The 13390-nt window shown below is 51.5% G+C and carries 11 protein-coding genes; all 11 read left to right on the top strand.

Annotation, left to right across the window (positions count from 1 at the left end):
* The first annotated feature begins 4 nt into the window (after positions 1-4).
* Positions 5-694, top strand: coding sequence for a phosphoribosylformylglycinamidine synthase subunit PurQ (purQ, locus tag AK95_RS19530; protein WP_071221561.1), 690 nt, complete (start codon positions 5-7; stop codon positions 692-694).
* The gene (gene purL / locus AK95_RS19525) at positions 672-2915 is read left to right on the top strand and encodes a phosphoribosylformylglycinamidine synthase subunit PurL (RefSeq protein WP_071221560.1); all 2244 of its coding nucleotides are present in this window, start codon (positions 672-674) and stop codon (positions 2913-2915) included. The genes purQ and purL overlap by 23 nt, the downstream gene beginning before the upstream one ends.
* The gene (gene purF, locus AK95_RS19520; protein WP_071221559.1) at positions 2900-4378 is read left to right on the top strand and encodes an amidophosphoribosyltransferase; all 1479 of its coding nucleotides are present in this window, start codon (positions 2900-2902) and stop codon (positions 4376-4378) included. The genes purL and purF overlap by 16 nt, the downstream gene beginning before the upstream one ends.
* Before the next feature lie 178 nt (positions 4379-4556).
* Positions 4557-5597, top strand: coding sequence for a phosphoribosylformylglycinamidine cyclo-ligase (gene purM, locus AK95_RS19515; RefSeq protein ID WP_071221558.1), 1041 nt, complete (start codon positions 4557-4559; stop codon positions 5595-5597).
* Entirely contained in the window at positions 5597-6208 is a 612-nt protein-coding gene (gene purN / locus AK95_RS19510) for a phosphoribosylglycinamide formyltransferase (protein ID WP_071221557.1), read from the top strand. Before purM ends, purN begins: the two co-directional genes overlap by 1 nt.
* Positions 6209-6359: 151 nt before the next feature.
* Positions 6360-7907, top strand: a complete 1548-nt coding sequence (gene purH / locus AK95_RS19505) for a bifunctional phosphoribosylaminoimidazolecarboxamide formyltransferase/IMP cyclohydrolase (RefSeq protein WP_071221556.1) — start codon at positions 6360-6362, stop codon at positions 7905-7907.
* A 218-nt stretch (positions 7908-8125) separates the two neighbouring features.
* Positions 8126-9394, top strand: coding sequence for a phosphoribosylamine--glycine ligase (gene purD / locus AK95_RS19500; protein ID WP_071221555.1), 1269 nt, complete (start codon positions 8126-8128; stop codon positions 9392-9394).
* A gap of 404 nt (positions 9395-9798) precedes the next feature.
* Complete coding sequence (locus AK95_RS19495) at positions 9799-10515, top strand: response regulator transcription factor (RefSeq protein WP_071221554.1); 717 nt, start codon at positions 9799-9801, stop codon at positions 10513-10515.
* Between the two features lie 5 nt (positions 10516-10520).
* A complete protein-coding gene (locus AK95_RS19490) occupies positions 10521-11663 on the top strand; it encodes a sensor histidine kinase (RefSeq protein WP_235613158.1) in 1143 nt (380 codons plus the stop codon).
* Positions 11664-11754: 91 nt separating this feature from the next.
* Positions 11755-12675, top strand: a complete 921-nt coding sequence (locus tag AK95_RS19485; RefSeq protein WP_071221552.1) for an ABC transporter ATP-binding protein — start codon at positions 11755-11757, stop codon at positions 12673-12675.
* The gene (locus tag AK95_RS19480; RefSeq protein WP_071221551.1) at positions 12672-13379 is read left to right on the top strand and encodes an ABC transporter permease; all 708 of its coding nucleotides are present in this window, start codon (positions 12672-12674) and stop codon (positions 13377-13379) included. Before AK95_RS19485 ends, AK95_RS19480 begins: the two co-directional genes overlap by 4 nt.
* Positions 13380-13390: the final 11 nt, after the last annotated feature.

Genomic DNA, 13390 nt, shown 5'->3' with positions numbered 1-13390 from the left:
ACCAATGAGATTTGCAGTGCTGGTCTTTCCTGGTTCCAATTGTGATATTGACTGTTATAAGGCGGTAGAAGAGACGATTGGTCAGCCGGTGGATTATGTGTGGCATACGGCTACGGACCTTTCTCCATATGATTGCATTTTGGTACCCGGCGGATTCTCTTATGGAGATTATCTCCGGTGTGGTGCGATTTCCCGATTCGCCCCGGTTATGAGCGAAGTGGCGAAAGCGGCGGAAGAGGGCAAGTATATTCTTGGCATCTGCAACGGATTTCAGATTTTGACGGAAGCCGGACTCCTTCCCGGAGCTCTGCGCCGCAACGATTCGATGAAATTCCGCTGTCATGACACGGTGCTCAAAGTGAACAATAATACAACGCCGTTTACGCGAGATTACGTGGAGGGGCAAGAGATTGTCATTCCGATCGCGCATGGCGAGGGCAACTATTACTGTGATGAAGAAACACTTCAAAAGCTCCGGGACAACCGGCAAATCGTATTTACGTATCAAAACAATCCGAACGGCTCGATCGAGGATATCGCAGGCATCTGCAATGAGCGGGGCAACGTAATCGGCATGATGCCGCATCCGGAGCGCGCGGTCAGCAGCCTGCTCGGCTCGGATGACGGTAAAGCAATGTTTACATCCATATTACAGGCATGGAGGGATACTCATGGCGCAGCAAACGTCCGTTAAGGAACCGACAGCAGAACAGATCGCAGAGCATCAGATTTACAAGCAAATGGGAGTTTCGGACAGCGAGTATGAGCTGATCTGTTCCTTCATGGGACGCAAGCCGAATTACACGGAAATCGGCGTATTCAGTGTCATGTGGTCCGAGCATTGCGCCTACAAAAATTCCAAGCCGCTGCTTCGTCGTTTCCCGACAAGCGGCCCGCGCGTCCTGATGGGACCGGGCGAGGGCGCCGGGATCGTTGATATCGGCGACAATCAAGCGGTTGTATTCAAAATCGAAAGCCATAACCATCCGTCCGCTGTAGAGCCTTATCAAGGCGCAGCCACGGGCGTTGGCGGCATTATCCGCGATATTTTCTCCATGGGGGCAAGACCGGTAGCGATTCTTAACTCGCTTCGTTTCGGCAAGCTGGAGAGCGATCGCGTTAAATATTTGTTTGAGCACGTGGTGTCCGGCATTGCCGGTTACGGCAACTGCATCGGGATCCCGACGGTGGGCGGCGAGGTTGTATTCGACGAAAGTTATGAAGGCAATCCGCTGGTCAATGCGATGTGCGTCGGCGTTATCGACCATGACAAGATTCAGCGCGGCGTTGCAAAAGGGGTAGGCAATCCGGTCTTTTATGTCGGGCCTCCAACTGGCCGCGATGGCATCCACGGCGCAACCTTCGCTTCCGTTGAGCTGACGGAGGAATCCGAAGCGAACCGTACGGCCGTTCAGGTCGGCGATCCGTTCATGGAGAAACTTGTGATGGAGTCCTGCCTCGAGCTGATTGATTCCGGCATCGTGCTGGGCATTCAGGATATGGGCGCGGCTGGACTGACTTGCTCCAGTGCGGAAATGGCAAGTAAAGCAGGCAACGGTCTTGAGCTGTACCTGGACCAAGTGCCTCAGCGCGAAGAGGGCATGACGCCTTATGAAATGATGCTGTCGGAGTCCCAGGAACGGATGCTGTTCGTGGTTGAGCCGAAGCATGAGGAGCAGGCACGAGAAATCTTCGACCGCTGGGGCGTTATCTGCGCCAAAGTCGGCAAAGTGACGGACGATGGCCGCCTGAAGCTGATCCACCACGGTGAGGTGGTAGGCGACATGCCGGTTAAAGCGCTCGTAGACGAATGTCCGATTTATAACAAACCATCCCAAGAACCGACTTATTACCAAGAGCAGGCTGCGGTGGATACGCTTCGTTATGAAGAAGTGAAGGATTTGGGCGGTGCCCTCAAGAAGGTGCTCGGTTCGCCGAGCCTTGCAAGCAAAGCATGGGTATACAATCAATACGATTATATGGTTCGCACCAGCACGGCCGTTCGTCCGGGTTCGGATGCTGCTGTCGTAACGGTGCAGGGAACGCGTAAAGCCCTAGCGATGACAACGGACTGTAACGGACGTTACGTCTACCTCGACCCTGAGCTTGGCGGCAGAATCGCGGTCAGCGAAGCAGCGCGTAATATCGTGTGCTCCGGCGCCGAGCCGCTGGCGATTACGGATAACCTGAACTTCGGAAGCCCGGAGAAGCCGGAAATTTTCTGGCAGATGGAAAAAGCCGTGGACGGCATGGCGGAAGCTTGTCGTGTGCTTGAAACGCCGGTTATCGGCGGAAATGTGAGTCTCTACAACGAGAATGCCAAAGGCGCGATTTATCCGACGCCGGTTGTCGGCATGGTTGGCCTGATCCATGATACGGATCATATTACGACGCAAGGCTTCAAGGCGGAAGGCGATGTCATCTATGTGCTGGGCGATACCCTTGCCGAACTGGGAGGCAGCGAGTTCCAAGCAATTATTCACGGGGTGTCGGAAGGCAGACCGCCGGAGCTCAACCTGGATACCGAGAAGAAACTGCTGGGCGGCGTACTGAAGGCCATCCAATCAGGTCTGGTACAATCCGCACATGACGTGTCGGAGGGCGGACTTGCAGCCGCGCTGGCGGAGAGCTGCATCAGCGGCAGCGTTGGGGCGAGCGTGCAATGGTCAACCGATCTGCGTAACGACATAGCGCTCTTTAGCGAGAGCCAATCCCGGATCGTGCTGTCGGTGTCTCCTGATCATAAGAATGCGCTGGAGAAGCTCCTGCAAGAAGCGGACGTTCCATTTACCGCGCTTGGCGTAGTCGGCGGTAATAAGCTTAGCATTAACATTAACGGTGCTTCTGCGCTGGAAGAATCCGTGGAGGCTTTGAAATCCGTCTGGGAGGATGCCATTCCATGTCTCATGAACTGATACCCGAAGGACTGTGGACAGGGGATTACTACAATGAGGGAACAGGTCAGAGCGATATTTTTGATACATTAAAAGAAGAGTGCGGCGTATTCGGGGTGTTTGGGCATCCCGATGCCGCCTCCCTTTCCTATTACGGGCTTCACGCCCTCCAGCACCGCGGCGAAGAAAGCGCAGGAATCTGCGTAGCCGACGGCGAGAATTTCAATTATCACCGCGGGATGGGACTTGTAAAAGAAGTGTTTGATAAAGACAAGCTGGAATCGCTGCAGGGCAGCATGTCGATCGGGCATGTCCGTTACTCGACCAGCGGGGACAGCAGACTGACGAATGCGCAGCCGCTCGTCTTTAAATATCGTGAGGGCAATCTGGCGATTGCTACGAACGGCAACATCGTCAATGAGCCGAAGCTTCGGCGCGAGCTGGAGATGGAGGGCTCCATATTCCAGACGACCAGCGATACGGAGGTCATTGCGCATCTGATCGCGCGTTCGCCGAAGGATTTTGTTGAGGCTGCCAAAGACGCCTTGCAGCGTCTGGTGGGCGGGTTTGCTTTTCTGCTCATGACCAATGACAAGCTGCTCGTCGCTTCGGACCCGAACGGACTCCGTCCGCTCACGATGGGTCGCCTGGGCGATGCATATATCTTCACCTCCGAGACCTGTGCACTTGAAGTCATCGGGGCGGAAGCAATCCGTGATGTCGCTCCTGGGGAACTGCTGATCCTTGATCGGAACGGGCTTCGGGAAGAACGGTATACGGAAGCGGGACGCAAAGCGTTGTGCGCGATGGAATATATTTATTTCTCCCGTCCTGACAGCGATCTGAACGGCTCCAATCTGCATTCGGCCCGCAAACGGATGGGCAGCAAGATGGCCCTGGAATCGTTCGTGGATGCCGATGTGGTTACAGGCGTACCGGATTCCAGCATCTCGGCTGCTATCGGTTATGCCGAGCAAACGGGCATTCCTTACGAGCTGGGATTGATCAAGAATAAATATACGGGCCGGACGTTTATTCAGCCGAGCCAGGAGCTGCGCGAGCAGGGCGTGAAGATGAAGCTGAGCGCGGTACGGCGCGTGGTCGAAGGCAAACGGGTGGTTATGATCGATGACTCCATCGTACGGGGAACTACGTCCCGCCGGATCGTCAATCTGCTTCGCGAAGCGGGCGCGACCGAAGTGCATGTGCGGATTACGTCGCCGCCGTTCAAGAACCCTTGCTTCTACGGCATCGATACGCCCGACCGCAGGGAGCTGATCGCTTCCGAGAAAAGCGTCGAGGAAATCTGCCGGGAGATCAACGCCGATTCCCTATCGTTCCTGAGTCCGGAGGGACTTATATCCGCCATAGGCGGTTATGATGAGCAGAGCCATAAAGGCGGCTTGTGCATGGCTTGCTTTGACAATGATTACCCGACGCAGATTGATTTTAACGGGGAAGAGAAGATGGGCTGCAGCTGCTGATTCTGCAGTGGACAGCCATTTTTTCTCGGTTTTATCTTTTAAGTGAAGGTTCAAAAAGGTCGGTTTTCAGCACCGAGAAGGTTGGTTTGAACAACCTCTTTAAGCTGGTTATTGATTAAGCCCATAAATGATGTGTGAACAGATACTTTCGTCATAACGAAAAAGGAGTGTTGAGCGCGTGTCGGATACTTACAAACAAGCAGGCGTGGATATCGCTGCAGGCAACGAAGCGGTAGAGCGGATGAAAAAGCATGTCAAAACGACTTTCAGGCCGGAAGTCATGACGGACCTCGGTGGTTTTGGCGCACTGTTCAAGCTGAATAAAGACCAATATGAAGAGCCGGTACTCGTCTCAGGCACGGATGGCGTCGGCACAAAGCTGAAGCTCGCATTCGCGATGGACCAACATGATACCATCGGCATTGATGCGGTAGCGATGTGCGTGAACGATATTGTGGTGCAAGGCGCAGAACCGCTCTTTTTTCTCGACTATTTAGCGTGTGATAAGGTCATTCCGTCCAAAATCGAGTCCATTGTCAAAGGGATCGCCGACGGATGCAACCAAGCGGGCTGTTCCCTGATCGGCGGGGAAACGGCGGAGATGCCGGGTATGTACAGCGAAGGCGAGTATGACATCGCGGGCTTCACCGTGGGGATTGTCGACAAAAGCAAAATGATCAACGGGTCGAATATCGCGGCAGGCGACGCGGTGATTGGTCTAGCCTCCAGCGGCGTACACAGCAACGGCTTCTCGCTCGTCCGCAAGCTGCTTCTGGAGGACGCAGGCTACTCCCTGCAGCAAGAGCTTCCGGAACTGGGCGGACGTCTTGGCGACGTACTGCTTGCACCGACCAAGATTTATGTGAAGCCGCTGCTCGGACTGTTGAAAGAGATCGAAGTAAAGGGCATGGCGCATATCACGGGCGGCGGATTCATCGAGAATATTCCGCGTATGCTGCCGGATGGCGTCAATGTCGACATCGAATACGGCTCTTGGCCGATTCTGCCGATCTTTAAGCTGATGCAGGAAAAAGGCAGCATATCGAACAAGGATATGTTTACGACATTTAATATGGGAATTGGCATGGTGCTTGTCGTCAAAGAACAGGATGCAGACGGAGTGCTTCAATACCTCCGCTCCGTAGGCGAAGAGGCTTATGTGATCGGCCGAGTCACCGAAGGCGAGCGCATCGTAACCTTTACGGGAGCTGAGGTGTAATGAGGCCGTTTCGGATTGCGGTTTTCGCTTCCGGCAGGGGCAGTAACTTTCAGGCTTTGGTAGATACGCAGCACAGGGGGGCCCTGGGCGGCGTGATCAGTATCCTGGTATGCGATAAGCCACAGGCTCCCGTGGTGGAGCTGGCTCAAGCGGCGAATGTGGATGTATTCGCCTTTCAGCCGAAGGATTATGCCTCGAAGGAAGATTACGAACGTGAAATTGCGGTAGAGCTTCAGCAGCGCGGTGTCGAATTGATTGTTCTTGCAGGATATATGCGGTTATTGAGTCCGTCCTTTGTCGAGTTCTATAGCGGCCGGATCATCAACATTCATCCATCGCTGCTGCCTGCTTTTCCAGGAAAAGACGCGATTGGCCAAGCGCTCGACTATGGTGTGAAGATGACTGGTGTCACGGTTCATTTCGTGGATGGCGGCATGGATACCGGACCTGTTATTGCTCAAAAAGCCGTAGAGATCAAGGAAGGCGAAACGGCAGAAGTGCTGGCAGAACGCATTCATGCCGTGGAGCAGAAGTTATACTCTGAAGTCGTTTCCTGGTTCGCCCAGGGGCGAATTTCGCTGAACGGGCGGAATGTGACGATTACCGAATAGGCTTTTGTAATAAAAGGGGACAAGGTCTTTCGGTGAATCGACATGTTCGATATTTCTCGGGAAATAATTTGCAATTATGGATCTTCGACAGCATCTACGGAATCAAGACAGGCTTACTTAGTTAATTTCATTCATAATAGGGGGTATGAACGTGGGTATCAAAAGAGCATTGGTCAGCGTTTCGGATAAAACCGGCATCGTGGCGTTTTGCCGCGAGTTGTCTTCATTGGGTGTAGAGATCATTTCGACAGGGGGAACGAAGAACCTCCTCGCCAAGGAAGGAGTTCCTGTCATCGGCATCTCCGATGTGACCGGATTCCCTGAGATTCTGGACGGACGCGTCAAAACCCTTCATCCAGCCGTGCACAGCGGCCTGCTTGCCATTCGCGACAGCGAGGAGCATCAACGTCAGATGCAGGAGCTGGGCCTCGATTACATCGATCTGGTTGTGGTGAACCTGTACCCATTCCAGGAAACGATCGCGAAGCCGGATGTCGAGTATGAGGATGCAATCGAAAATATCGACATTGGCGGTCCAACGATGCTGCGTTCGGCTGCGAAAAACCATGCTTTTGTGAGCGTGGTTGTCGATGCGGCGGATTATGGCAGCGTGATTGAGGAAATCCGTGACGGCGGCGACACGACGCTGGAAACCCGTAAACGTCTTGCAGCCAAGGTATTCCGTCATACGGCGGCCTACGATACGTTGATTTCCGACTATTTGTCGAATGTAACGGGTGATCCGCTTCCTGAGCGCTTTAGCGTCACCTACGAGAAAATTCAGGACCTTCGTTATGGCGAGAATCCACATCAAAAAGCGGCATTTTACCGTAAACCGCTGGCACCAGCGGGTACTTTGACGACCGCGGAGCAGCTGCACGGCAAAGAGCTCTCCTATAACAATATCAATGACGCGAACGCGGCCCTGCAGATCGTGAAGGAATTCGACGAGCCAACCGTGGTGGCCGTGAAGCATATGAACCCTTGCGGCGTCGGCATCGGGACAAATGTGCTGGAAGCTTACCAAAAAGCTTACAACGCTGATCCGACATCCATCTTTGGCGGCATCGTGGCGGCGAACCGGACAATTGACGCTCCGACGGCGGATCTGCTGAAGGATATTTTCCTTGAAATTATCCTGGCACCGGATTTCACACCAGAGGCGCTGGAGATTCTGACGAAAAAGAAAAATATCCGTCTTCTGAAGATGGGCGAGTTCGGTTCTGCTAAGGAACGTCAGAGCACGCTTGCCGTTACCTCCATTGAAGGCGGCATGATCGTACAGGAAAGCGATGTGCATTCCCTGGACGCCGCTGATCTGAAAGTTGCAACTGACCGGAAACCAACGGAAGAAGAGCTGAAGCAGCTGCTCTTTGGCTGGAAAGTGGTCAAGCACGTGAAATCTAATGCGATCGTATTGGCTGCAGACAACATGACCGTTGGCGTTGGCGCAGGCCAAATGAACCGTGTCGGCTCGGCACGCATTGCGGTGGAGCAGGCGGGAGAGAAAGCCAAGGGGGCCGTTCTCGCTTCCGATGCGTTCTTCCCGATGGGAGATACCGTGGAGCTTGCTGCGAAAGCCGGCATTACCGCCATCATTCAGCCGGGCGGCTCCATTAAGGATGAGGAATCCATCAAGGCAGCCAACGAATACGGGATCGCCATGGTCTTTACCGGCGTGCGGCATTTTAAACACTAATTCATGAGCATAAAAAGGGGCTTCGCTGCAACCATGAGGCTGCAGCTGAAGATCACCTTTCAATCAGCAACATATAGAGGCGACGCCGCTCTTTCGAGCGCGCCGCCTTTAAGTTTAAGGGGAACAGAAGGTGAAGATGACCTCACGCTTCGCCCTGTAAATCATTCATGTTATGAAATGTTGACGGTAAAGTTGAAATGAATCGGGAGGGGTAAACCATGGATATTTTGGTTATCGGAGGCGGCGGAAGAGAGCATGCCATCGTATGGGCACTGGCAAAGAGCCCGAAAGCGGATAAGATTTACTGCGCACCCGGCAACGCCGGTATCGGACAGCTGGCCGAGTGCGTGCCGATCGCGGTATCGGAGTTTGAGAAGCTGGCGGCATTCGCCGTAGAGAAGCAGGTGGGACTCATTGTTGTCGGTCCGGATGATCCGCTGGCTGACGGCATCGTAGATGCATTCGACGCTACAGGCATCCCGGTATTCGGTCCGCGCAAAAATGCAGCCGAAATTGAGGGCAGCAAAACCTTTATGAAGGATCTGCTCCATAAATACGACATTCCAACGGCAGCTTACGCGAAGTTCGACGATTACGAGAAGGCGCTAGCTTACTTGCGCCAGCAGGGCGCGCCGATTGTCGTGAAAGCGGACGGGCTCGCAGCCGGCAAGGGTGTTACCGTTGCGCGGACGATCGAGGAAGCCGAGCAGGCGCTCAGCGACATCATGCAGTCGAAGGTGTTTGGCGATGCGGGAAGCCGGGTGGTCATCGAGGAGTTCCTGGAAGGCCAGGAAATGTCGATCCTCGCCTTTGTGGATGGTGAAACCGTGAAGCCGATGTCGGCGGCACAGGATCATAAACCGGCTTATGATGGAGATTTGGGACCGAATACAGGTGGGATGGGAACGTATTCTCCATTGCCTCATATTCAGTCATCTGTCATTGAAGAGGCCATTGAGACGATTATCAAGCCCACAGCGAAAGCGATGGTAGCGGAAGGTCGTCCGTTCCGGGGCGTTCTGTTCGCCGGATTGATGATTACGCCGGACGGAAAACCGAAGACCATTGAGTTCAACGCCAGATTTGGCGATCCGGAAACGCAGGTCGTATTGCCGCGCTTGAAGACGGATCTGCTTGAGGTATTCCTTGCTGCCGTTAACGGAAACCTGGCTGAATTAGAACTGGAGTGGAGTGACGAAGCAGCGGTATGTGTCATCCTGGCTTCCGGCGGGTATCCTGCATCGTATCCGAAAGGGATAGCGATCAATGGCCTGGAAGACGAACAGGAGGGGACGATTGTATTTCATGCGGGCACCTCTCGCGATGCGGATGGAACGTGGAGAACGAATGGCGGCCGTGTCCTAGGCGTTGTCGGACTAGGGGCAGATATCGCATCCGCACGTGCGAAAGCCTATGAACGGGCAGAAGCGATTACGTTTGAAGGTAAGTTTAATCGGACGGATATCGCGCTGAAGGCGCTTGTCTAGAGTCATTTCTTGGCTGATAAAATATAATTGTTATAAAAGGAGTCTTCGTGAAGAAGACTCCTTTTGTTTATACTCATATATGGATTCACAGGGCCGAAGGTCTAATCAGACATCTTTGAGCAGTTGATTATTTTGTATTAACTTAACTTTAACATAAATGTGTCTGTCTGAAACCGCCAATGGGTCCATACGCGCTGTACTGTGAGAGGGTCTTGTATTAATGTATGCTTTGTTTAGTTCCTGTTTACCTATTGTTAACTTTGCATAGATAGGATGAATGAGAAAGGATAGAGTCGATTCCTTTCCAGTACCTCTCAACAGATATTCTGAGTCTTGAGAGTTGACTCTGTTATATAATACAGTTAAAGGTTTGTAGAATTATGAAAATAATGGAGAAAAATGCTATGGATAATATGTCTGTACTGCTTGTGGATGATGAACAAGGGTTATGTGATATGTTGACTAGCGTGCTGAAGAAGGAAGGCTTTCGGCATATTCGAAGCGTGGGCACGGGGCAGGAAGCGGTGAGAATATTATCGGAGTTTAATCCGGACGTCATCATACTGGATGTCATGCTCCCGGATGAGGACGGTTTCGAGGTGTGCCGGAAAATCCGCAAAATAACCGAAACGCCGATTCTCTTTCTTACTGCACGGGACGCTGACTTGGACAAGCTGATGGGGTTTGGCATTGGCGGGGATGATTATATTACGAAGCCATTCAATCCATTGGAGGTCGTTGCCCGCACCAAAGCTCGTCTAAAGTATAAAACACGGCAAAAACAAGAAGTTCAACCACGATTGACTAGTCTTGACTTTGGTTATTTTCGGCTGGATCTTGCAGCCGGAGAACTGATCGTGGATGGCAAACAAGTGGAGTGCCCGGCACGTGAATGGGAGCTGCTTGTATTCTTATGCCGACATCCAAACCGCATTTTTAGCACAAGGCAATTATACGAATCGGTCTGGCAGGAATCCTACCTTGGAGATGAGAAGACGGTTGTCATTCATATCTTCAGACTGCGAAAAAGGATGGAGCCCGATCCCGGAAATCCTCAGTTTCTTGTTAACGTAAGAGGACTTGGCTACAAAATGTTGGCCCCTAGGAAGGAGCAGGAGTGAATCCGATGACCAGGATGGCCTTTCGCTTTATCAAGCTAACCGTTATTTTGGTGATGGCATTTGTCTTTTGTTTTGTCGTGAGCACGGTTATATTCATCTATTTGCAGGACATGGTGAATTCCCGGAACATGATATCCACGAAGACTTTTTTAACTCTTATCGGATTTGTGCTAACTATTCTATTTTTTATAGCATTTGGCTGGTGCGTAGGCAAACCGCTCACTTACTTAATCCGTTGGATCAACCGATTATCGAAGGGGAATTACAGCCAGCCGCTGGACCATTTGCGCAAGCAAAACGGTGACTCCAATAGCACCGAGGGCTCTGTTGGCTACAGTTACTCCAGTGGCTTCAGCAGCCCCAGCAGCTCCAATAGCCCCGATGACTCACTACATCATAACCATTATCGGTATCCTTATGTGTTATACAAAGAATTATTTGATCGAATGAGTCAATTATCGAATCAATTACAGCGCAGCGAGACCGATCGATTAAATGCGGAGGCGAAGAAGCAGGAATGGATCGCTGCGATCAGCCATGACATCAAGACGCCACTGTCCTACGTCGAAGGCTATGCTCATATGCTCGCGGCGGCCGAATATCAATGGACCGATGAAGAAAGGCAGAATTTTAGCAGGCAGATTCGTGACAAGACAGCGGAAATGAAACATCTAATCCACGATTTGAGTCAAACGGGCCGATGGTCTGTCGAACAGTTCCCTATGAATAAGAGGGAGGATGATATCGTGAATTTTCTGCGTGATCGGATGATCGATATTGCAAACCACCCGTTAGCCGAGCAAGCTTCGTTTACGTTTAATGACCCAGAGAGCGTGTGCATGATCGATTTTGACAGCAGATTGTTAGGCAGAGTCTTTCAAAATGTACTCATGAATGCGGTTATACATAATCCGCCCGGTATTGAGATTCAGTGCAGTATCTCTATAGACGGAAAGCATTGCATCATCGTGATTGAGGATAATGGAATCGGGATCGAGAAATCAAAGTTAGCACAGGCTTTGGATCAATCCGGTAGAGGAATCGCTATAGCCAATGCCTTTGTGGAAGCCCATGCAGGCTGCATGAGCATTCTGCCCGCAGAGGGTAAGGGCACCCGTGTTGAAATTGTGTTGCCGGTCCGCCTGTAAATTATTCTATCGTTCATTCCTTGTTTACCTGTTGTTAATTTTCCGTTGCTAAACTTAAAGTATTAGCAATGCCAAGCAGGAGGAATCAATAATGGACGATTATGCAATCGATACACAGGAGTTGACCCGACGGTTCGGGAAGCGGGAAACGGTTAAGCAGATTAATTTGAAGGTCCCTAAGCGGGAAATCTATGGATTTCTGGGGCCCAATGGCGCTGGTAAAACAACAACCATTCGAATGCTCCTTGGACTGATCCGTTCGTCATCAGGTGATATTCGTATCCTAGGCAAGGATCTGAACAAGCACAGAATGGACATTTTAAAGGATGTCGGTTCTCTCGTAGAATCCCCTTCATACTATGCTCACCTATCAGGATATAAGAATCTGAAGATTATGGCGTTAATCCATGGAATACAAGAATCCAGGATTCAGGAGGTTCTGGAATGGGTGAGACTGAGCCAGGCGGCTCATCGGCCGGTCAAAAGTTATTCTCTTGGTATGAAGCAGCGGCTTGGGATCGCGATGGCGCTTATTACAAATCCCAAATTATTGATTCTAGATGAGCCCACAAATGGACTTGATCCATCGGGAATTCAAGAAATTCGAGAGCTGATTACACGACTTCCCCGCGATTTTGATATCACTGTACTGCTTTCAAGCCATTTGCTGAGTGAAATCGAGCAGGTTGCAACGTGGGTAGGAATTATTAATCAAGGGGAATTGATCTTCCAAGGACCGCTGCAGGAATTAACGGATCGCAGTAAGCCTTATGTCTGGGTGGAGATGGACCGGCCCCTGGAAGCAGCAGCAGCTCTGAATGGTCAAGGCTTTGATGCGGTGCCGGAAATAACAACAGGTCAGATCCGTACCTCCATGATCGACAGGCCGCAATCAGCCGAAATGATTCGTTTCCTTGTCAATCATCAGTATGATGTCTACCGGGTAACGGAGAAGAAGAAAACCCTTGAGGAAATCTTCCTGGAATTAACCGGTCAGGAGAACAGCTTATGATGCTGGAGCTGATGCGTGCAGAAGGATTAAAGCTTAAGTTATTATGCCGGTGGATGCCTGTAATCCAGGGCATAATCCTGATCAGCATGACGGCCTTGGAGTGGTATCTTTATTTTCGTCAAGGTCCAGGTGGAATCTATGCCGGCTTTGCGGTCATGTACATGTTTTTGTCTTTCGTTTTTTTATTGGGGATTACGCTTCTAGCCAGCATTATGGCCGGTACCGAGCACGAAACCAAGGCATGGAAGCAGCTGCTTGCGATGCCTGTTCCCAAAGCGTCTGTGTATCTGGCTAAACTTTTATGGATCCTTGTATTACAGTTATGTGCCGCAATCATTACGATCATGGGGATGTGCCTGATTTGGGTTCTGTATTCGAATGAACCGATACCTTGGGGAATCATGATATTGCAGCCTCTGTTCGCCTGCTTATCGACATTGCCGATGATGGCGATTCAGCTCTGGCTTTCCACGGTGTTTTCCAACCAGGCATTACCGCTGGCTCTGGGGATATTCGGCTCCATTTGCAGCTTGTTTTTAGCACGAAGCAATTCTTTTATCATTCAAATCCTTCCTTGGTCGTATCCGGCACTATCCAGTCCACTTATTCCTGGGCATATGCAGTGGATCGGAATTTCTCTTGGAGTAGGGGTCATGCTGTCGGTGCTGGGAGCTCTCCTGTTTGCCAGAAGAGAATTTGAATAGGGGGGCTGCCA

Origin of the sequence: Paenibacillus sp. LC231 (assembly GCF_001860525.1) — a bacterium.
In the GTDB taxonomy this organism is placed as follows: domain Bacteria; phylum Bacillota; class Bacilli; order Paenibacillales; family Paenibacillaceae; genus Paenibacillus_AQ.
Note: the sequence above shows the minus strand (reverse complement) of the source record. Positions and strands in the feature narration are given on the sequence as shown.